Here is an 18689-nt window from a genome sequence, read left to right on the forward strand (position 1 = left end):
CCCATGTCCATTCCGTCAATCCGTCCCGCCGAGCCGCACGAATACGACGAGATCGCCCGCGTCTGGATGGAGAGCTGGGTCTCGACCGGCCTGGCGGAGGCTAGCAATTTCCTGCTCGCGAACCTGCGCGCACGCGTGCGGCGCGAAATCGAGGATGGCTGGAGCCTCTTTGTCGCCGATGATGACGGCGTGATCGCCGCCATCCTGGCGCTGCATGTGCCAAACCTCTATCTCGACCAGCTCTTCGTCGCGCCACGCTATCAGGGACGCTCGATCGGCCGGCAGTTGCTCGCCTTCACGCGGACGCAATTGCCTGACGAAATCGTCCTGCGCTGCGTGCGCGAGAACGAAAAGGCCTGGCGCTGGTACGAGCGCGAGGGATTTGTGTTCGAGCGGGAAGAAGTCGCGACGGCAACAGGCTTCATGATGAAGTGCTATCGGTGGCGCAGAAAGGACGGCGTCGATCGATTGCCAGGTAGTGTCTCAGTTTGAAAATAAGGCCTGGCTGCGATAGCCTCGCGATGCTCGCGACGGGGGAGCAACGTGCCAAGTTTCAAGCTTCATTCTCCGGGTGCTTGGGGCGAAAAGAACGCCAGAGAATACAGCTATTCGATGGTGTTGGAGACCGATGGCCGGGTTGAGTTGTCCGGCCAAGGCGGCTGGCATCCTGATACGCTCGATTTCCCGGTCGGTGTTCCGATTGAGGCGGAGATCAATCAAGCCTTCGATAACGTGGCCTTCATGCTGAATGAGATCGGGCTTGATTGGGCAAACGTCGCTCACGTCAACTCATACCATACGCCAGAACCGGACGGGACGATCCTCGCAGCTACAGCGGAGATGGCGCGGCAGTTTCGCCTTCGTATGCCCGATCATAGGCCGATCTGGACCTGCCTAGGCGTCGCGGTACTTGGCGACCCTAAGATGCACGTCGAAATCCGCGTGACGGCCTTTAGAGAGTGACGGCAACGCGCTTTCTGCAGGGGCCGCGCTTTCCAGGCTTCGGCGCAACAGCGTCCATCTTCTCGCAGAGATCGTCTCCATCGACCAAAGCGTCCGCGACACGCCAGCTGCGGGCCCATTTCAGGGCTTCTGCATTTTGATGGCGTTGCACCAAACCGTGGAAAAGCAAAGTTGACCAACATCTCGCGGGAAACATGCATCGTCACCCCAGCCATAGCGACTTGCCAAGTTGCATAGGACGCGCGATGCACGAGGACTCGCGTCCCGATGAAAGGTGAGGTCCTATGATCAAGCTCTACTGGTCGCCCCGCTCGCGCTCGTTCTCCGCGCTCTGGCTGATGGAAGAAACCGGCCTCCCCTATGAGCGTGTGCTGACCGACATCTCGACGGGCGCGCAGAAGGCGCCGGAGTACTTGAAGATCAATCCGATGGGCAAGGTGCCGGCCCTGGTCGACGGCGACGCCGCGCTCGGCGAGGCGGCGGCGATCTGCGCCTATGTCGCCGACCGCTACCCGGAGACGAAGCTCGCGCCCGTGCCGACCGATCCGCGACGCGCGCGATATCTGCAATGGCTGTTCTTCGGGCCGGCCTGCATCGAGCCCGGGCTGATCCAGATCTTCACCAAGCTCGAAGTGCCCACCTCCACGGCGGCGTGGGGCAGTGCGACGCAGGTGTTCGACGTCCTCGACGCCGCACTGGCCAAGGGACCATGGATCCTTGGCGACGAGTTCACGGCCGCCGACATCGTGATCGGCTCGGGGCTGAACTTTGCCGTGCGGATGTTCAAGCTGGTGCCGCCGCGGCCCAGTTTTGACGCCTATATCGCCCGCTGCGTGGCGCGACCGGCCTTTCAGCGCGCCGAGAAGATCGCGGCGGGGTGAGCGGCGGACGCGGTCCGTAGGGTGGGCAAAGCGAAGCGTGCCCACCCTTATCTATCAGCGCAACATTTGGCTTGGTGGGCACGTCGCTTGCGCTCCTTTGCCCACCCTACGGAGTTCTACTCCGGGGCCTTCAGATCGTCCGGCTTCGGCATCAGGACGATGTTGTAGCCGGAATCGACGTAGTGGATCTCGCCGGTGACGCCGCCGGAGAGATCCGACAGCAGATACAGCGCCGAGCCGCCGAGCTCGTCGAGCGTGACGCCGCGGCGGAGCGGCGAGTGCTTTTGCATGAACGCAAACATCGCGCGCGCCTCGCCGATGCCGGAGCCGGCGAGCGTGCGGATAGGGCCGGCGGAGATCGCGTTGACGCGAATGCCGCGCGGTCCGAAATCGGAAGCGAGATAGCGCACCGAGGCTTCCAGCGCCGCCTTGGCAACGCCCATCACGTTGTAGTTCGGCATCGATCGCTCCGAGGCGCCGAAGGTCAGCGTGATCATGCTGCCGCCCTCCGTCATCAGCTCGGCAGCTCGTTTTGCGACCTCCGTGAACGAGAAGCAGGAGATCACCATGGTGCGCGAGAAATTCTCTCGGCTGGTGTCGGCGTAGCGGCCCTTCAGCTCGTTCTTGTCGGCAAAGCCGATCGCGTGGATGACGAAGTCGAGCTGGCCCCATTTTTCGCGCAAGACTGCGAATGTAGCGTCGACGCTGGCGATGTCCTCGACGTCGCAAGGCAGCACCAACTCGACGCCGAGCGATTCGGCTAGCGGCTTGACACGTTTGCCGAGGGCATCGCCCTGGAAGGTGAAGGCGAGTTCGGCGCCGTGGGCATGCAGCGTCTTGGCCATGCCCCAGGCGATCGAGTGATCATTGGCGATGCCCATGATCAGACCGCGCTTGCCTTTCATCAACAATGTCATGTGGGAGCTTCCATCAGCCGAAAAGAGTTAGCCTCAACTTCAATCGTTCCGCCGAAGAGGCAGACCACCAGAATTTCCGTGTCCGCGGTGAACTCCATGCGTAACAGATCGATGTTCCCGCTGGATCGCCCCTTCAGAAGCCGCCCGACGTCGCCGTTCGCGACAAAACGAGTCACGTTCGTCCCAATGCAGTGAAAGCGGCGGCGTTGGCCAGATTTGTCATCGTCCGGGTAAAGGTCGACGACGAGGGCGAACTCTTGTTGGTCCGCCGCAAACCCTGACAGTCGAAAGTCAACGAGAACCCCGTCGTGCCAGTTGATCTCGTCTGGCCCAGCCGCCGAGGTCAGCAAGGGACGACTCAAGCATCCAGCCGGCTGAACACCAGCGTGGCGTTGGTGCCGCCGAAGCCGAACGAGTTCGACAGCACCGTGCCTATCTTGGCGTTGTCGATGCGCTTGCGCACGATCGGCATGTCGGCAAACACCGGGTCGAGTTCCTGGATGTGGGCGCTCTCGCAGATGAAGCCGTTGTTCATCATCAGCAGCGAGTAAATCGCTTCCTGCACGCCGGTCGCGCCCAGCGAATGGCCGGTGAGTGCCTTGGTGGCGGAGATCGGCGGACACTTCTCGCCGACGCCGAACACCTTTCGGATCGCCTCGATCTCCGGCGGGTCGCCCGCCGGCGTCGAGGTGGCGTGCGGGTTGATGTAATCGACCTTGGTCTTCACGGTCGACATTGCCATGCGCATGCAGCGCTCGGCGCCCTCGCCCGACGGCGCGACCATGTCGTAACCATCCGACGTCGCGCCATAGCCGACGATTTCGCCATAGATGCGCGCGCCGCGCGCCTTGGCGTGTTCGAGCTCTTCCAGCACCAGCACGCCGGCGCCGCCTGCGATGACGAAGCCGTCGCGATTGACGTCATAGGGACGCGAGGCGGTGGCGGGCGTATCGTTGTATTTCGAGGACATCGCGCCCATGGCGTCAAACAGCACCGACAGCGACCAGTCCAATTCCTCGCAACCGCCGGCGAAGATGATGTCCTGCTTGCCGATCTGGATCGTCTCATAGGCATTGCCGACGCAATGGTTCGACGTCGCGCAGGCCGACGAGATCGAGTAGTTCACGCCCTTGATCTTGAACCAGGTCGCAAGCGTCGCAGACGCCGTCGATGACATCGCCTTCGGCACCGCGAACGGCCCGACGCGCTTCGGCCCCTTGGAACGGGTAACGTCGGCGGATTCGACGATGGTACGGGCCGACGGCCCGCCCGAGCCCATGATGATGCCGGTGCGGATGTTGGAGACTTCGTCAGGCCCGAGACCGGAATCCTGGATCGCCTGCTCCATCGCGATGTGATTCCACGCCGCGCCCTGACCGAGGAAGCGCATCGCGCGGCGATCGATCACCGTCGCGGGATCGAGCGTCGGCTCACCCTGCACCTGCGAGCGGAAGCCGAGCTCGGCATATTTCTCTGCCCGCGAGATGCCTGACTTCGCCTCGTGAAGGCTCGCAAGCACTTCCTGGGTGTTGTTTCCGATGGACGAGACAATGCCCATCCCGGTGACCACAACCCGTCTCATGACCGCCTCGCCTTAATCGTTGTCTTCCTCAAGTGATGTGCTTTGCTTCAGCCTAGGCTCGTGCCCTGCTTGAACAGGCCTACCTTCAGATCCTTGGCGCGATAGATAATCGTGTCGTCGACCGAAAGCCACCCGTCGGCAATGCCCAGAACCAGCTTTGAGCGCATCACGCGCTTGATGTCGACGTTGTACACAACCTTGCGGGCCTCGGGCAGCACCTGGCCGCCGAACTTCAATTCGCTCAATCCAAGTGCACGGCCGCGCCCCTCACCGCCGATCCAGCCGAGGTAGAATCCGACCATCTGCCAGAGCGCGTCGAGGCCAAGGCAGCCCGGCATCACCGGGTCACTCTTGAAATGGCAGCCGAAGAACCAGAGGTCCGGCTTGACGTCGAGCTCGGCGCGCACCAGTCCCTTGCCGAATTCGCCGCCGTTGTCGGAAATTTCCGTGATACGGTCGAACATCAGCATCGGCGGCAGCGGCAATTGGGCGTTGCCCGGGCCGAACATCTCGCCGCGGGCACAAGCCAGCAAATCCTCGTATTCGTAACCGTTGCGCCTGTTCAGCATCCCGGAGCCTCTGTTCAAATCCCGATGGGGTAGTTTTGGCGAGCATGGCCCCGTTTCTCGACGGAAGGAGCGCCATTCGCCGTTGTCAGGCGCGAATACCGCGCGTCCGGACGGACCGCGGACCAAGCCTGGTGAAGCCCGGCTGCGCCAAAATTGGCTAAGCGGGGCCGCGCGCTCTCTATCATAGGGTCTCCCGGCGTCAAAGCGCCCTTTACAGGGTAAAATGATCGCATCCCGTCCCGGTTCCACACCGACTTAGAACCGCTCTAGTTGCGAGAAACTTGCATCTGCATCTATCCGTCCATATATTGCAGAACAATAGTGTTTTTCCTCGCGTGCCCTGAAATCGGAAATGAGCGATAACGCCCCGAACCACCACGACGAAACCGCCCATTCCGCGTCCCTCCACTCCGGACGCCAGCCGGCCTTGACCGGCTGCCCGTGGCACGACGTCAACGAAATGCTCCAGGCTGCAGGGCTTCGCCCGACGCGCCAGCGCATGGCGCTTGGCTGGCTCCTGTTCGGCAAGGGTGCCCGGCACCTGACCGCCGAAATGCTCTACGAGGAAGCGACGCTCGCCAAGGTTCCGGTGTCGCTGGCGACCGTCTACAACACGCTGAATCAGCTCACCGATGCCGGTCTGCTGCGCCAGGTCAGCGTCGACGGCACCAAGACCTATTTCGACACCAACGTCACCACGCATCACCACTATTATCTCGAGAACAGCCATGAGCTGGTCGACATTCCCGACCCGCATCTGGCGCTGTCGAAGCTGCCCGACGTGCCCGAGGGCTACGAGATCGCGCGCATCGACATGGTCGTGCGCCTGCGCAAGAAGCGCTGAGATTTTCCCGAGTTTGATCTGAGATCGTCATGGCCGGGCTTCGTCGCGGCCGTTGTCATTCCTGGGCGGTGAGAGCATCGCCCCCGCGATGACGCTTCGCGTCAGTTCACCAGCTCATCGGCGTAGACGCCCCAGAGCCGCTCCTGCTGGATCCAGCCGTCAAAACCGTTACCCGTGACGTGGCACCAGCCCGTGGTGCATTTCTTGACCTGGGCGACGACGCCGACCTGGAGCTTTGCGGCGACCGCGCTCTCGGCGTCGGCGCGATCATAGATCGGCGCGAGATCGTCCTTGTGCTTCATGGTGACGACGGCAGTGCGGCGCCCCGACAGCAATGAATGATAGACCCAGCCCTCGGCGCCTTCGGAATCGCGCACCCGGCGCCAGTTCTCGAACTCAGCGGTGATTTCGACCGGCAGGCCGGCGCGGGTGTAGACCCAGGCCACGTCGTTGTCCTTGGTCGGGCCGGCGCGGACATTCACATGGTCGGATTTGAGGCTGACATAGCGCGGCACGGGAAGGCCGCTCGCGGTCTGAACCGCATCCTTGGCCGAATGTCCGGGGCTGACCGATGCGCCCAGCCAACCCAAGACGAGCGCCACAAACGACCAAAAACGCCCCAACGCCATCACGACCCGTCTCCTGCCGGAACCCCGGCCAAGCGAGCCGAATTCCGCAAATCACTTCCAACTCCATGCCGCATGTCCCTCTCCCCGCCCCACGCGGGGTCTTTCCTTCCGCTGCCGTGGTTCTTGTCTTGGCCCGGCCATCTGCTAGAGAGGACGAGCGCCTAACAAACCAGTTTGGCCCGATTTTCCGGCGGGAAACGTCGGGAGAGCTTGAAGGAAACGCCGGGGACGATGCGGCAAGGCCAGTGTCGAACAACCGGGTTAATGAGGTCTGAACGGTAGGCCTTTGACCACAGAGGCAGCCAGCGAAGCCTCATGAGAGCAGGACATGTCGGTCAAGAAAAAACCCCTCGTCGTCGTGACACGCAAGCTGCCGGACTCCATCGAGACGCGCATGCGCGAACTGTTCGACGCCCGGATCAATCTTGACGACACCCCGATGTCGCGGGAGCAGATCGCGGAGGCCGCGCGTTCGGCCGACGTGCTGGTTCCGACCGTGACAGACCATATCAACGCCGACATCATCAACCAGCCAGACTGCAAGCTTCGTTTGATCGCGAATTTCGGCAACGGCGTCGACAATATCGACGTCGAGGCGGCACATGCGCGCGGCATCATGGTCACCAACACGCCGAAGGTTTTGACTGAGGACACCGCCGACATGACCATGGCGCTGATCCTCGCGGTGCCGCGTCGGTTGATCGAGGGCGCCTCGGTGCTCACGGAAGGAAAACCCTGGGCGGGCTGGTCGCCGACCTGGATGCTCGGCCACCGCATCGGCGGAAAACGGCTCGGCATCGTCGGCATGGGCCGCATCGGCCAGGCGGTCGCGCGGCGTGCCCGCGCCTTCGGCCTGCAGATCCACTATCACAACCGCCGCCCGGTAGCCCCGAAGATCGCCGAGGAGCTGGGCGCGACCTATTGGGAAAGCCTCGACCAGATGCTGGCGCGGATGGACATCATCTCGGTGAACTGTCCGCACACGCCTGCGACTTACCATCTGCTCTCGGCGCGGCGGCTGAAGCTGATCCGCAAAGAGGCCTACATCGTCAACACCGCGCGCGGTGAGGTGACCGACGAGGACACGCTGATCAAGCTGATCGAAGCCGGCGAGATCGGCGGCGCCGGCCTCGACGTCTACGAGCACGAGCCCGCGGTCAACCCAAAATTGGTGCGGCTCGCCAAGGCCGGCAAGGTGACGCTGCTGCCGCATATGGGCTCGGCCACCATCGAAGGCCGCGTCGACATGGGCGAGAAGGTGATCATCAACATCCGCACCTTCCTCGACGCCCACAAGCCGCCGGATCGCGTGCTGCCGAGCATGCTGTAATATCTATGCGCGCCGCGTCTCGCGCTTGCGCCAGTTTGCGACGAAATCGATGAACGCGCGCAACGCGGGCGGGATCTGTCGCCGGCTCGGATAGTACAGGAACGGCCCCGGGAATGGCTCGCACCAATCCTGGAGCAAGCTGACCAGCGCACCGAACTTCAGGGCTTCGCCGACATAACCATCGAGGGTTGCCCAGATTCCGGCGCCATCGAGCGCGGCGCGCATGGCCAGAGTCATGTTCGTCGAGATCAGCTTTGCTGGTGGATCGACCTTCACGATCTGGCCAGCCTTCTCGAACTCCCAATCGTGAATGACGCCGCTGCTGTAGCGGGCGCGGATGCAATCATGGTCGAGCAGGTCCTTCGGATGCCCGGGCCTGCCGCGGCGTGCGACATAGTCGGGCGAGGCGACGACTACGTAACTCTGCGGGCCGCTCAGCGAAATTGCCACCATGTCCTGCGCGAGGTGCTCGCCGTAACGGACGCCGGCATCGAAGCCCGCGCTGACGATGTCGACGAAACCGCTTTCGGAAACGATGTCGAGATCGACCTGCGGATAGGCCTGGAGAAACGGCCCGACCATCGGGGCGAGCACGAGATCGACCGCCGGCGGCGGCGCGTTGATGCGCAGGCGGCCTGATGCCACTTCACGCAGGCCCCGGACCTGGTCCAGGGCATCGCCGACGTCGCGCAGAGCCGGCGCCACGCGCGACAGCAGCAGCTCGCCCGCCTCGGTCAGCGCGACGCTGCGCGTGGTGCGGTTCATCAGGCGGACGCCGAGACGCTCCTCCAGGTCCCGCAGCCGTTGGCTAAGGCTTGACACCGACACGCGAATTTCCAACGCCGCACGCCGGAAATTGCGGGTGCGGGCGACCGCCACGAAAGCGTCGAGATCGCGCAGGTCGGGACCGGACATTGTCCTATATTTTGAACAAGGTATTCTGGATTGTCCATCTTATCGGCACAATGGAGCGAGCGCATATCTGGCCTCATCACGCGGCACAATCAGCCTGCCGCCATTCGAGGAGAGCCATCATGCAACAGCGTAAACTCGGTTCAACCGGCCCTACCGTCTCTGCGATCGGTCTTGGCTGCATGGGCATGTCGGAGGTCTACGGTCCGGCCGACCGCGGCGAGAGCATCGCCACGATCCATGCGGCGATCGACGCCGGCATCACGCTGCTCGACACCGGCGACTTCTATGCCATGGGCCACAATGAAATGCTGGTCCGAGAGGCGCTGAAGGATCGCCCGCGCGACAAGGTGCAGATCAGCGTCAAGTTCGGCGCGCTGCGCGGACCCGCCGGCGAATTCGTCGGCATGGATTGCCGCCCCGCCGCGATCAAGAACTTCCTGGCCTATTCGCTCCAGCGGCTCGGCACCGATTACATCGACATCTATCGCCCGGCGCGGCTCGATCCCAACGTTCCGGTCGAGGAGACGATCGGCGGAATCGCCGAGCTGGTGAAGGCCGGCTACATCAGGCATATCGGCCTGTCCGAGGTCGGCTCAGACACCATTCGCCGCGCGCACGCCGTACATCCGATCGTCGATCTGCAGATCGAGTACTCGCTGATCGCACGCGGCATCGAGCGCGACATTTTGAAGACCTGCCGCGAGCTCGGTATCGGCATCACCGCCTATGGCGTGCTGTCGCGCGGACTGATCAGCGGCCACTGGACCAAGAACAGCGGCAAAATCGGCAAGGACTACCGGTTGATGACGCCGCGCTTTCAAGGCGCCAATCTCGATGCCAATCTCGCGCTCGTCGACTCGCTGCGTGCGATCGCTGCCGATATCGGTGCAACGCCGGCGCAGCTCGCAATTGCCTGGGTGGCGGCGCAAGGCAACGAGATCGTGCCGCTGGTTGGCGCCCGCACCCGCAATCGCCTCACCGAGGCGCTCGGCGCAACCAAGGTGACGTTGACGCAGGCGCATCTTGCGGCGCTTGCCAAGGCATTCCCACCCGACGTTGCGTCCGGCACGCGCTATGCCGCAGAGCAGATGGCCCATCTGGACAGCGAGAAGCCGGCAACGGCGTAAGCGGCCGTAATCAGGTGCGATGGATGCTCAGATCGTCAAACACGGGTCCATCGCCATTGAGCGGATTGGCCGGATCGCGCACGTAACGCAGCGTCTCGAAGCGCATCGCGCGCGCATCCAGCATCAACAGACGGCCGACCAGGCCCTCGCCAAAGCCGACGATCTCGCGGATCGCTTCCAACGCCATCATCGAGCCGAGCACGCCGGCGAGCGCGCCCATCACGCCGGCTTCCGAGCAGGCCGGCACGGTGCCGGGTGGCGGCGCCTCCGGGAACAGGCAGCGATAGGTTGGATTGAACGCGCCCTGTTCGTTCTTCTCGTGCGCCCGGATGGTCGTCAGCGAACCGTCGAAGGTGCCGAGCGCTGCCGTGATCAGCGGTCTTTCCGCGAAGAAGCAGGCGTCCGAAACCAGATAGCGGGTGGAGAAATTGTCGGAGCCGTCGAGCACGAGGTCGTAATCGCCGATCAGCGACAGCGCGTTGTCGGCATTGAGCCAGGTGGCGTGACCGACGAAGCGCACATGCGGATTGAGCGCCGCGATCCTCTCCGCGGCGCTCTCGACCTTGTGCCGGCCGATATCGGGCGTCGTGTGGATGACCTGGCGCTGAAGGTTGGAGAGCGACACGACGTCGTCATCGACCACGCCGAGCGTGCCGATGCCGGCGGCGGCAAGATACATCAGGGCCGGCGCGCCGAGACCGCCGGCGCCGATCACCAGCACGGAGGCATGCTTCAGCGCGGCCTGACCCGGTCCGCCGACATCGCGCAGTACGATATGGCGAGCATAGCGTTCGAGTTCGTCGGGACTCAGCATCGTCGTTCCTCTCTTGACCCTCATGGTGAGGAGCGCGGAACGCGCGTCTCGAACCATGAAGGCCCGCATGTCACCCGGGGCCATCCTTCGAGACGCGGCCTTGAGGCCGCTCCTCAGGATGAGGACATGAGAACGTGGCTTCGCGCCCTCTATCGCAGGCCTGAACCACCCCGAGATTGTTTGCGACCAACGAGATGTGCTTCAATGAGCCCACGTTCAATGGCCTGGTTGGATTTGTCATGAGATCGATGCTCGCGGCAACATTTGTGTTGATGACCGCGACTGGCGTGCACGCGCAGATGACGACGCCGCCACTTCCCGGCGCCAAGCCGAAGACGGTCCAGACCGTCCCGATCCGTCCCGCATTGCAAACTCCGTCCGAGACTGCGGACACCATGGCGCAGGCGGAGCGGCTTACGCTGCAATCTGACCTCGCCTGGGTAGGGCAATATAACGGCGCGATCACCGGCGACGTCAGCGAGCGCATGGTCAACGCCATCAAGGAATACCAGAAGGCGAATGGCGGCAAGCCGACCGGCGTGCTGAACCCGCAGGAGCGGGCCGCACTCGCCGAGACGGCGCGCAAGAGGCAGGAGAGCGTCGGCTGGAAAGTCGTGATGGAGCCGACCAGCGGCGCGCGGCTCGGCATCCCTGGCAAGCTCGTGCCGCAGCAGGCGAGCGATGCCAACGGCTCGAAATGGACATCGCCGACCGGCACGGTGCAGGTGCTGCTCAGCCGCCGCAAGGAGGCGAACCCGACACCCGCAAAGCTCGCGGAAGTCGAGAAGAAGGAGCCCGCCGGGCGCAAGGTCGATTACACCGTGGTGAAGCCCGACTTCTTCGTGCTGTCGGGATTGCAGGGCCTGAAGAAGTTTTACGTGCGCGGCACCTTCAGGGGTGACGAGGTGCGGATCATGACGATCCTCTACGATCAGGCCATGGAAAACACCGTCGAGCCGGTCGTGATCGCGATGTCGAGCGCCTTCAACGCGTTTCCCTCGATGCCGCAGGCGGGACCACCACCGCGGAAAACCGTCGAATACGGCACCGGCATCGTCGTCACCGACGACGGCGCGATCGTCACCGACCGTCTCGTCACCGACGGTTGCCTCGCCCTCACCATCGGCGGCTACGGCAATGCCGACCGGCTTGCGGAAGACAAGGAACACGACCTCGCGCTGCTGCACATCTACGGCGCGCGCGGCTTGAAGCCGCTGAATTTGGCGAGTGACACAGCCAAAGCGGCTGTCGATATCGTCGGCATCGCCGATCCGCAGAACCAGGGCGGCGGCGCCGCCGTCTCGAGCCTCAAGACTGCGCTAGCGGCCGTCACCGGCGGCGATGCAGTGCTCTCGCCGGCGCCGGCGGTTGGATTTTCCGGCGGCGCCGCGATCGATGGTGACGGCAAGTTCGCCGGCATCGCATTGCTGAAACCGGCGGTCGTCGCAGGCCCCGCCAATCCGGCGCCTGCCGCGCAGGCCGTGATGGTGTCCGCCGATGGTGTGCGCAATTTCCTGAAGGCGAAGGATGTCACCGCCAATGGCAGCTCGACGGACGCAAAAGCGGCCGTCGTGCGAGTCATTTGCGTGCGGAAGTAGCCGAGTCAGCCGCGCCGGCCGATCAGGTAAGCCAGGGTCAAATCGTTCAGTTCGCGTTCGAGCCGCGCGAAGTCCCGAGGGCCATAGGCCATCGTTTGCGCGACATGCGTGATATGTTCGATGGTGTTCACGGCCACGAACGCAGCCGTCGGCAAATCCCTGACCTCGAGCTCCGCGCGATGCGCGGCCAGCAACTCCACGACTGATTGGAGGATGTTGCGCTTGAGTTCGGCGATACGCGCGGGACGTCCGATCCGCGGCAGCTCCTCGATGATCGCGCGGCGCAAGCGCGGATTCTCCGCATGCGCTTGCATGGTCGCGCGGATCAACGCTTTCACCAGGCGCGGCAAGTTATCGTGAGGCGCCGCATTCACCCCGGCCGCAATGACCGCCGCCATGGATTCGGTGTGGCGCACGGCGACTGCGCCGACCATCGCGGTCTTGTTCGGAAAATATTGATAGAGCGATCCGACGCTGACGCCCGCCACCTCTGCGACGCGGTTGGTGTTGACCGCCTCGAACCCCTCCTTGGCCAAAATGCGAGCCGTCGCGTCCAAAATCGCGGTGACGGTCGCCCTGGCGCGGTCCTGCTTCGGCGATTTTCTCGGCTCTGTCGGGCTCATTGGGACCTCTCGGAGAGCATCCGGGAATGCGAGTTGGAAATACCGAGCATTTGCTCATATTTGACGGCACCGATCAACTCTGCACCCCGTGTGGGGCAGCCGCTTACGGAGGCACGGACAATGAGCAGGACGGAACGCAGCACAGTCATGCTGGGAATCGCCGGCGGGCTGCTCGCCTTGATGCTTTTTGCGCTGGCGCTGGCCACGCAGGGGTCGCAAGGGTTGTTTCAGATCAACCGCCCGGCAGCAGATTACGCGACATTGCTGGTGCAACGCGCGCCATTCTTGCGCACCGACCTCGGCCTGGATTTCATATTCATCGTCGTCTATTCCGCCTTCTTCATCTCACTCGCGCTGGTGCTGAAAGCCTGGGTCGCCGACAAGCCGTTCCGGACCAATGTCGCGACCGTCGTCAATTTCGCGATCGGGGCGATCCTGATCACCGGCGTGCTCGACGCGATTGAAAACGCGCATTTGCTTGCCATGCTCACAATGGCCGAGCAGGGCCAGAGCATCGGACAGGGCGAGATCGCCGGCCAGATGGTCGAGAGCCAGATCAAGTTCATGTTCAGCTATTTCGGTCTGTTCGTGCTCTCTTTCGCGCTGCCCGAGGAGGCCGCGATCGAAAAGCTGATCGTCATGGTCTTCCGCTGGATCCAGCTTCCGGTCGGCATCGGCATCTTCGTGCTACCTCCGGAGCTGGTCCGACCGCTGTTCATCTTCCGTGCGATCTTCTTCTTTGCCGGCCTGTGGGCGATGGCAGGGATCATCGTGCAGCGGGCACGGCGGAGAGCGTGACGTTCACCTCCGGACCACCATGCCGCGGCTCGAGCCACGCGCTGCTTCTGACAACTCAAAGGCCGTCGCCGTACGATCGCGCCGCCTACGCTCTTTTTCTTCGTTGTGCCCGGCGATGAGCACTTCATACGTACGACTACTGATCCAGTAGTCCTACGGATTAGCTGGCATCCCCTATTCCACCATCATCGTACCGTTGATTCGGACATCCGCGATCCCCTTTGGATCGGGCCGGGCACGTCCTGAGCGAGAAGAGCTCAGCATCCGTCGATGCACGTTCGCGTGGCGTTACCCAGGACTCAGGCATTCCAAAGGATACATCATCCATGCATACCATCGTACTGGCCACCCAAAAGGGTGGCAGTGGCAAGAGCACTCTTGCCATCGGCCTCGCACTGGCCGCAAGGCAGGCCGGATTCAGCGTTCGCCTGATCGAGACCGACCCGCAGGGAACGCTGTCGAACTGGCGGCGCCGCCGCACCACGGCTGAGCCTGTGGTCGAACCGATCTACCAGGCCTCCAACATCGAGCCACGCCTGAAGATGCTGGCGGAGAGCGGCCTGCAGCTCGCGATCGTCGACACCGCGGCCGGCCTCAGCGCCGCGACCACCGCAGCCATCCGCCATTCCGATCTGTGCCTGATCCCATCCCGGCCCACGGTCGCTGACATCGAAGCCACCGCCTCGACGCTCGGCGTGGCCCGCGCCTGGAAGCGTCCCTTTGGCTTCGTGCTGAACCAGACGCCGATCCGTGGCCAGCGCATCGACAATGCGGCCAATACGCTCGGCGAGGAAGCCGCGCTCGACCTCGCCGATGTGCTCGCACGCCCGCTGATCGTGATGCGCAACGATCACCAGGACTCGCTTGCCGCCGGCCTCGCGGTCAGCGAATTCGCGCCCGGCAGCAAGTCGGCGGACGAAATCCGCGGCCTCTGGCAGTGGATCGAGACCCGGCTCAATCTCGCGACAACGACCAATCTCTTGATCGATCAGGTTATCTCGGCCGCAAACGGCATGGTGCACGCCGCCGCCGAGATCCCGTCGAACGAGAGGGCCACGCTGGCGTCCTGAGTAGGGCGATCGCTCAGACGACAGCCGGGCTTGCCTCTACCGGTAAAGGGAAGCCCAGGCGACGAAGCAATCCGGCCACCAGCCCGGCCGGATTGCTTCGCTTCGCTCTTTGCAAACGTCACGTGGCTAGGGCTGGCCTCTCCAGCAACCAGGCTTCGCGCCGCACGATCCACCTTTCGGACTTCGACTGTCCGCCGTGATGGGCGAGCTCGATGAAGCCGACGAACTCCGCGCCGGTCTTCTGCTTGACCCGGCGTGAGGCCTCGTTCGACGCGGCGTTGCAGACGTAGAAGTGGTCGAGGCCAAGCGTGAGAAATGCGTAGTCGTTCACCGCCGTGATCGCCTCCGTCATCAATCCGCGCCGCCAATAAGGTTCGGCCAGCCAGAAGCCACGATTGCCCTTGGCGCCGTCGGCTCGAGGGCGGAAATGAATGTTTCCGATCGCCTCGCCGTCACCGCCCCGCAGCACCAGCACCCAATGATGGATCTCTTCACCCGCTGAGATCTTTTCGAGCTGCTGGCGGATGAAGGTTTCAGCGCCATCCGCCGGATACGGCCAGGGGACGACCATGGCGAGATGCCGGATGATGTTCCAGTTGTTGAAATGGCGCTGGATCGCAGGCGCGTCAGCCAATGCCAGGGGACGCAAAATCAGGCGTTCGGTTTCAAGCAAGGGCGTCTGCATCGCTGGCTACTTCTGACATTTCGGGCACCAGAACGTCGATCGTCCGTTCTGGGTGAAGCGCTTCACGATGCCGCCACAGCCCGGCGTCTTGCACGCCTCGCCTTCGCGATCATAGACCTTGAAGGAATGCTGGAAGTAGCCGAGCTCGCCAGAGGTCTGGCGATGATCGCGCAAGCTCGAGCCTCCTGCCTTGATCGCGTCATCGAGCACTGCGTGGATCGCTCCGACCAGCCGAGTGGCGTGATCGGTCGCCTCGCCCCCGGCAACGCCCTTGCGTTGTCCGGCCCGCGTGGCGAGCGTCGCGGCGATCCGGCGCGGCGACAGATGCGAGCGATGCAGCGCCTCGCAGACATAGATGTTGCCAAGCCCTGCCACCACGCGCTGGTCGAGCAGCGCGGCCTTCAGGCTGGTCTTCTTGCCGGCGCAGGACCGCGCCAGCATCGCCGCGTCGAATTCGTTGCCGAGCGGCTCGGGGCCGAGCCCGCGCAACAGCGGCTCGTCCTCCAGCGCATTGCGCGCGATCACTTTCATGTAACCGAAGCGGCGCGGATCGTTGAACACGATGTCGGCGCCGGAGGACATGCGAAACAGCACATGGTCGTGCGTGGAGTCCTTGCCCTTGGGATAGTGAAATTCTCCCGGGGCCGCTGCATCATCCGGCTTGATCACGCGGAATGAGCCGGACATGCCGAGATGCATCAACAGCACGTCACCGGAGGCGAGATCGGCCATGAGATATTTTGCGCGCCTGCCGAGCCCGGTGACCACCTGGCCCTGCAGCCGCGCCACGAAATCCGGCTGAAAGGGAAACCGCAGATCGGCCCTGCGGGCCTCCGCCTTGACGATTTTTGCGCCTTCCATGACGGGCTGGAGGCCGCGGCGGACGGTCTCGACTTCGGGCAATTCAGGCATGGTCGGGCATTCACCTTATGAGGGCGGTGTGATAGCGCCATTGCGGCGGCCGCGCTATGGTCCGCCTCGTGGAGTAGAGTAATGGATCGGCCGGCCGAAACCACGCATTTTGGCTTCAGGGATGTCCCCCTGAGCGACAAGCAGACACTGGTGAACGATGTGTTTCACAGCGTTGCCTCGCGCTATGACCTGATGAACGACCTGATGTCCGGTGGCCTGCACCGGATCTGGAAGGAGATCATGATCAACGCGCTCGACCCGCCGCGGAGTGACCGGCCATTCGCGCTGCTCGACGTTGCCGGCGGCACCGGCGATATCTCGTTCCGCGCCGCCAAGGCGGCCGGCCCCGGCTTTCATGCCACGGTCTGCGACATCAACGCCAACATGCTTGCCGTTGGGCGCGAGCGTGCCGAGAAGCAGCATCTCGACACCCAGGTCGACTTCGTCGAGGGCAATGCCGAGGCGCTCGCCTTTGCCGATCGCAGCTTCGATGCATATACGATCGCCTTCGGAATCCGCAACGTGCCGCGAATCGATCTCGCACTTGGTGAGGCCTATCGGGTGCTGAAGCCGGGCAGCCGCTTCCTGTGCGTGGAATTCTCAACGGTCGAGATGCCCGGGCTCGATCGTCTCTACGACCTGTTCTCGTTCAAGGTGATTCCGCCGCTTGGCCGCATGGTGACGGGCGATGCCGAATCGTATCAGTATCTCGTCGAGTCCATCCGCAAATTCCCCAAGCCGAACGCCTTCGCCGACATGATCCGCGATGCCGGCTTCTCCCGCGTGAGCTGGCAGACCCTGTCCGGCGGCATCGTCGCATTGCATTCAGGCTGGCGTTTGTGATCTCTGCAATTACCCACATTGCGCGTCTTGCCCGCGCCGCGATCGTGTTCGCGCGCGAGGGCGTGTTCGGCGCCGTCGATCCGAGCCTGGTGCCGCCACCCGGACAGCTCGCCTTGAAGCTTGCGCGGCTCGTCGAACGGCGAGGCCCAAAGCATGGACCGCGGCTGTCCCGCGCACTGACCCGGATGGGCCCGGCCTATCTCAAGCTCGGCCAGTTCCTGGCAACACGCCCGGACGTTGTCGGCGTCGTCATGGCGCGCGACCTCGAAAGCCTCCAGGATCGCCTGCCCGCGTTTTCGCAAGCCGAAGCGGAAACCCAGATCGCAACCTCGCTGGAGCGTCCTCTGACGGAGGTGTTCGCGAGCTTCGGCCCGCCCGTTGCGGCAGCCTCGATCGCGCAGGTGCATCGCGGCGAGGTGGTACGCGACGGCGTGCGCAAGGCGGTCGCGATCAAGGTGCTGCGACCCAACGTCGCCGCACGTTTCCGGCGCGACCTCTCCGACTTCTTCTTCGTCGCGCACAAGGCCGAGACCTATTCGGCCGAAGCGCGCCGCCTGCGCCTCGTCGAGGTCATCAACACGATGTCGCGCTCCGTCGCCATGGAGATGGACCTGCGGCTGGAAGCGGCCGCGCTGTCGGAGATGGCGGAGAACACACGGGACGATCCGGATTTCCGCGTACCCACGGTCGATTGGGATCGCACGACACACAACGTACTGACGATGGAGTGGATCGACGGTATCGCGCTGAACGATCACGCGCGCCTGCAGGAGGCCCATGTCGACCTGCCCGACCTCGGCCGCAAGATCATCCAGAGCTTTCTGCGCCATGCGCTGCGCGACGGCTTTTTCCATGCCGACATGCATCCGGGAAATATGTTCCTGGACGATGCGGGACATCTCGTCGCGGTCGATTTCGGCATCATGGGCCGGCTCGGCCTGAAGGAGCGGCGCTTCCTTGCGGAAATCCTGCTCGGCTTCATCACCCGCGACTATCGCCGCGTGGCGGAGGTGCATTTCGAGGCGGGCTATGTGCCCTCGCACCATTCAGTCGAGAATTTTGCGCAGGCAATCCGCGCCATCGGCGAGCCGATCCACAACCGCACCGCCGAGGAGATCTCGATGGCGCGGCTGCTCACGCTGCTGCTCGAGGTCACCGGCCTCTTCGACATGCAGACCAGACCCGAACTGATCCTGCTCCAGAAGACCATGGTGGTGGTCGAGGGCGTGGCGCGCGGCTTCGATCCCAAGCTCGACATCTGGAAGACTGCCGACCCGGTAGTGCGCGAGTGGATCGCGCACAATCTCGGCCCGGTCGGCCGCATCCAGGGCGCGATGTCCGGTGCCGGCGAGCTCGGCCGGATACTGGCGGGACTGCCGGCTATCGCCAGCCGCGCCGTGACGGTGCTCGAGCAGCTGGAAACCATGACCCGCGAAGGCCACATGCTGTCGTCGGACACGATCGAGGAAATGGCCCGTGCGGAGGGCCGCAAGGCCCGGTGGCAGACAATTGGCCTTTGGGTCATTGCCTTTTCCCTGGTTGGAATCCTGCTCGCCATCCGAGGGAACTGATTGCAATGCATTCATGAT

21 protein-coding genes are annotated in these 18689 nt (G+C 63.6%); 11 read left to right on the forward strand and 10 right to left on the reverse strand.

Annotation, left to right across the window (positions count from 1 at the left end; all coding sequences use genetic code 11):
* Positions 1 to 3: 3 nt before the first annotated feature.
* The 3 genes from Q3C01_RS36895 (at position 4) to Q3C01_RS36905 (ending at position 1844) form a co-directional block, all read left to right on the forward strand.
* A complete protein-coding gene (locus Q3C01_RS36895; protein WP_458150201.1) occupies positions 4 to 492 on the forward strand; it encodes a GNAT family N-acetyltransferase in 489 nt (162 codons plus the stop codon).
* A 51-nt stretch (positions 493 to 543) separates the two neighbouring features.
* Positions 544 to 963: a Rid family hydrolase gene (locus Q3C01_RS36900; RefSeq protein WP_458150202.1), complete on the forward strand. Its 420-nt coding sequence runs from the start codon at positions 544 to 546 to the stop codon at positions 961 to 963.
* Positions 964 to 1247: 284 nt separating this feature from the next.
* Positions 1248 to 1844 carry a glutathione S-transferase family protein gene (locus tag Q3C01_RS36905; RefSeq protein WP_458150203.1) on the forward strand — a complete coding sequence of 199 codons (597 nt, stop codon included), beginning with the start codon at positions 1248 to 1250 and terminating at the stop codon, positions 1842 to 1844.
* 116 nt (positions 1845 to 1960) lie between these two features.
* Here the strand turns inward: Q3C01_RS36905 and fabI are convergent, their stop codons facing one another.
* From fabI to fabA, 4 genes are read right to left on the reverse strand one after another with little or no spacing between them, the layout of a single operon-like run.
* Positions 1961 to 2761, reverse strand: coding sequence for an enoyl-ACP reductase FabI (fabI, locus tag Q3C01_RS36910; protein ID WP_458150204.1), 801 nt, complete (start codon positions 2759 to 2761; stop codon positions 1961 to 1963).
* Positions 2758 to 3111: a hypothetical protein gene (locus Q3C01_RS36915; RefSeq protein WP_458150205.1), complete on the reverse strand. Its 354-nt coding sequence runs from the start codon at positions 3109 to 3111 to the stop codon at positions 2758 to 2760. Before Q3C01_RS36915 ends, fabI begins: the two co-directional genes overlap by 4 nt.
* 8 nt (positions 3112 to 3119) lie before the next feature.
* Positions 3120 to 4343 (reverse strand): beta-ketoacyl-ACP synthase I, encoded by a 1224-nt coding sequence (gene fabB / locus Q3C01_RS36920; RefSeq protein ID WP_458150206.1) that lies wholly within the window; start codon positions 4341 to 4343, stop codon positions 3120 to 3122.
* Between the two features lie 47 nt (positions 4344 to 4390).
* Entirely contained in the window at positions 4391 to 4912 is a 522-nt protein-coding gene (gene fabA, locus Q3C01_RS36925) for a 3-hydroxyacyl-[acyl-carrier-protein] dehydratase FabA (RefSeq protein ID WP_458150207.1), read from the reverse strand.
* A 352-nt stretch (positions 4913 to 5264) separates the two neighbouring features.
* On the opposite strand from fabA, the gene irrA reads away from it, so the two are divergent.
* Positions 5265 to 5756, forward strand: coding sequence for an iron response transcriptional regulator IrrA (gene irrA / locus Q3C01_RS36930; protein WP_458150208.1), 492 nt, complete (start codon positions 5265 to 5267; stop codon positions 5754 to 5756).
* Positions 5757 to 5857: 101 nt separating this feature from the next.
* On the opposite strand, the gene Q3C01_RS36935 is transcribed toward irrA, so the two are convergent.
* Positions 5858 to 6385 (reverse strand): SH3 domain-containing protein, encoded by a 528-nt coding sequence (locus Q3C01_RS36935; protein ID WP_458150209.1) that lies wholly within the window; start codon positions 6383 to 6385, stop codon positions 5858 to 5860.
* 328 nt (positions 6386 to 6713) lie between these two features.
* Here Q3C01_RS36935 and Q3C01_RS36940 point away from each other — a divergent pair, with 328 nt between their 5' ends.
* The gene (locus Q3C01_RS36940) at positions 6714 to 7715 is read left to right on the forward strand and encodes a 2-hydroxyacid dehydrogenase (RefSeq protein WP_458150210.1); all 1002 of its coding nucleotides are present in this window, start codon (positions 6714 to 6716) and stop codon (positions 7713 to 7715) included.
* A gap of 3 nt (positions 7716 to 7718) precedes the next feature.
* On the opposite strand, the gene Q3C01_RS36945 is transcribed toward Q3C01_RS36940, so the two are convergent.
* Positions 7719 to 8630: a LysR family transcriptional regulator gene (locus tag Q3C01_RS36945; RefSeq protein ID WP_458150211.1), complete on the reverse strand. Its 912-nt coding sequence runs from the start codon at positions 8628 to 8630 to the stop codon at positions 7719 to 7721.
* 119 nt (positions 8631 to 8749) lie between these two features.
* Here Q3C01_RS36945 and Q3C01_RS36950 point away from each other — a divergent pair, with 119 nt between their 5' ends.
* Positions 8750 to 9757 carry an aldo/keto reductase gene (locus Q3C01_RS36950; RefSeq protein WP_458150212.1) on the forward strand — a complete coding sequence of 336 codons (1008 nt, stop codon included), beginning with the start codon at positions 8750 to 8752 and terminating at the stop codon, positions 9755 to 9757.
* Positions 9758 to 9767: 10 nt separating this feature from the next.
* On the opposite strand, the gene Q3C01_RS36955 is transcribed toward Q3C01_RS36950, so the two are convergent.
* A complete protein-coding gene (locus Q3C01_RS36955) occupies positions 9768 to 10571 on the reverse strand; it encodes a HesA/MoeB/ThiF family protein (RefSeq protein WP_458150213.1) in 804 nt (267 codons plus the stop codon).
* Between the two features lie 239 nt (positions 10572 to 10810).
* Between Q3C01_RS36955 and Q3C01_RS36960 the strand changes: the two genes are divergently transcribed.
* Positions 10811 to 12169 carry a serine protease gene (locus Q3C01_RS36960; RefSeq protein WP_458150214.1) on the forward strand — a complete coding sequence of 453 codons (1359 nt, stop codon included), beginning with the start codon at positions 10811 to 10813 and terminating at the stop codon, positions 12167 to 12169.
* Between the two features lie 5 nt (positions 12170 to 12174).
* On the opposite strand, the gene Q3C01_RS36965 is transcribed toward Q3C01_RS36960, so the two are convergent.
* Positions 12175 to 12792 carry a TetR/AcrR family transcriptional regulator gene (locus Q3C01_RS36965; protein ID WP_458150215.1) on the reverse strand — a complete coding sequence of 206 codons (618 nt, stop codon included), beginning with the start codon at positions 12790 to 12792 and terminating at the stop codon, positions 12175 to 12177.
* Between the two features lie 120 nt (positions 12793 to 12912).
* On the opposite strand from Q3C01_RS36965, the gene Q3C01_RS36970 reads away from it, so the two are divergent.
* On the forward strand, positions 12913 to 13590 hold the full coding sequence (locus Q3C01_RS36970) for a hypothetical protein (protein ID WP_458150216.1): 678 nt from the start codon (positions 12913 to 12915) through the stop codon (positions 13588 to 13590).
* Between the two features lie 326 nt (positions 13591 to 13916).
* Positions 13917 to 14660, forward strand: a complete 744-nt coding sequence (locus Q3C01_RS36975; protein WP_458150217.1) for a nucleotide-binding protein — start codon at positions 13917 to 13919, stop codon at positions 14658 to 14660.
* A gap of 118 nt (positions 14661 to 14778) precedes the next feature.
* Here Q3C01_RS36975 and Q3C01_RS36980 read toward each other — a convergent pair whose 3' ends face one another.
* Complete coding sequence (locus tag Q3C01_RS36980) at positions 14779 to 15345, reverse strand: GNAT family N-acetyltransferase (protein ID WP_458150218.1); 567 nt, start codon at positions 15343 to 15345, stop codon at positions 14779 to 14781.
* A 6-nt stretch (positions 15346 to 15351) separates the two neighbouring features.
* Complete coding sequence (gene mutM / locus Q3C01_RS36985) at positions 15352 to 16257, reverse strand: bifunctional DNA-formamidopyrimidine glycosylase/DNA-(apurinic or apyrimidinic site) lyase (RefSeq protein WP_458150219.1); 906 nt, start codon at positions 16255 to 16257, stop codon at positions 15352 to 15354.
* A gap of 81 nt (positions 16258 to 16338) precedes the next feature.
* Between mutM and ubiE the strand changes: the two genes are divergently transcribed.
* Complete coding sequence (gene ubiE, locus Q3C01_RS36990) at positions 16339 to 17100, forward strand: bifunctional demethylmenaquinone methyltransferase/2-methoxy-6-polyprenyl-1,4-benzoquinol methylase UbiE (protein WP_458150220.1); 762 nt, start codon at positions 16339 to 16341, stop codon at positions 17098 to 17100.
* Positions 17097 to 18671 carry a 2-polyprenylphenol 6-hydroxylase gene (gene ubiB / locus Q3C01_RS36995; RefSeq protein WP_458150221.1) on the forward strand — a complete coding sequence of 525 codons (1575 nt, stop codon included), beginning with the start codon at positions 17097 to 17099 and terminating at the stop codon, positions 18669 to 18671. The genes ubiE and ubiB overlap by 4 nt, the downstream gene beginning before the upstream one ends.
* The last annotated feature ends 18 nt before the right edge of the window (positions 18672 to 18689 follow it).

The sequence above is a fragment of the Bradyrhizobium sp. UFLA05-109 genome (genome assembly GCF_054185165.1).

Bases quoted from the DNA above. Each gene is read 5' to 3' on its own strand.
- Q3C01_RS36970 (WP_458150216.1), top strand. From the start codon at position 12,913: ATGAGCAGGACGGAACGCAGCACAGTCATGCTGGGAATCGCCGGCGGG.
- Q3C01_RS36940 (WP_458150210.1), top strand. From the start codon at position 6,714: ATGTCGGTCAAGAAAAAACCCCTCGTCGTCGTGACACGCAAGCTGCCG.
- Q3C01_RS36980 (WP_458150218.1), bottom strand. From the start codon at position 15,345: ATGCAGACGCCCTTGCTTGAAACCGAACGCCTGATTTTGCGTCCCCTG.
- ubiE (WP_458150220.1), top strand. From the start codon at position 16,339: ATGGATCGGCCGGCCGAAACCACGCATTTTGGCTTCAGGGATGTCCCC.
- fabB (WP_458150206.1), bottom strand. From the start codon at position 4,343: ATGAGACGGGTTGTGGTCACCGGGATGGGCATTGTCTCGTCCATCGGA.
- Q3C01_RS36945 (WP_458150211.1), bottom strand. From the start codon at position 8,630: ATGTCCGGTCCCGACCTGCGCGATCTCGACGCTTTCGTGGCGGTCGCC.
- irrA (WP_458150208.1), top strand. From the start codon at position 5,265: ATGAGCGATAACGCCCCGAACCACCACGACGAAACCGCCCATTCCGCG.
- Q3C01_RS36905 (WP_458150203.1), top strand. From the start codon at position 1,248: ATGATCAAGCTCTACTGGTCGCCCCGCTCGCGCTCGTTCTCCGCGCTC.
- Q3C01_RS36965 (WP_458150215.1), bottom strand. From the start codon at position 12,792: ATGAGCCCGACAGAGCCGAGAAAATCGCCGAAGCAGGACCGCGCCAGG.
- mutM (WP_458150219.1), bottom strand. From the start codon at position 16,257: ATGCCTGAATTGCCCGAAGTCGAGACCGTCCGCCGCGGCCTCCAGCCC.
- Q3C01_RS36955 (WP_458150213.1), bottom strand. From the start codon at position 10,571: ATGCTGAGTCCCGACGAACTCGAACGCTATGCTCGCCATATCGTACTG.
- Q3C01_RS36975 (WP_458150217.1), top strand. From the start codon at position 13,917: ATGCATACCATCGTACTGGCCACCCAAAAGGGTGGCAGTGGCAAGAGC.
- Q3C01_RS36895 (WP_458150201.1), top strand. From the start codon at position 4: ATGTCCATTCCGTCAATCCGTCCCGCCGAGCCGCACGAATACGACGAG.
- Q3C01_RS36960 (WP_458150214.1), top strand. From the start codon at position 10,811: ATGAGATCGATGCTCGCGGCAACATTTGTGTTGATGACCGCGACTGGC.
- fabA (WP_458150207.1), bottom strand. From the start codon at position 4,912: ATGCTGAACAGGCGCAACGGTTACGAATACGAGGATTTGCTGGCTTGT.
- fabI (WP_458150204.1), bottom strand. From the start codon at position 2,761: ATGACATTGTTGATGAAAGGCAAGCGCGGTCTGATCATGGGCATCGCC.
- Q3C01_RS36950 (WP_458150212.1), top strand. From the start codon at position 8,750: ATGCAACAGCGTAAACTCGGTTCAACCGGCCCTACCGTCTCTGCGATC.
- Q3C01_RS36935 (WP_458150209.1), bottom strand. From the start codon at position 6,385: ATGGCGTTGGGGCGTTTTTGGTCGTTTGTGGCGCTCGTCTTGGGTTGG.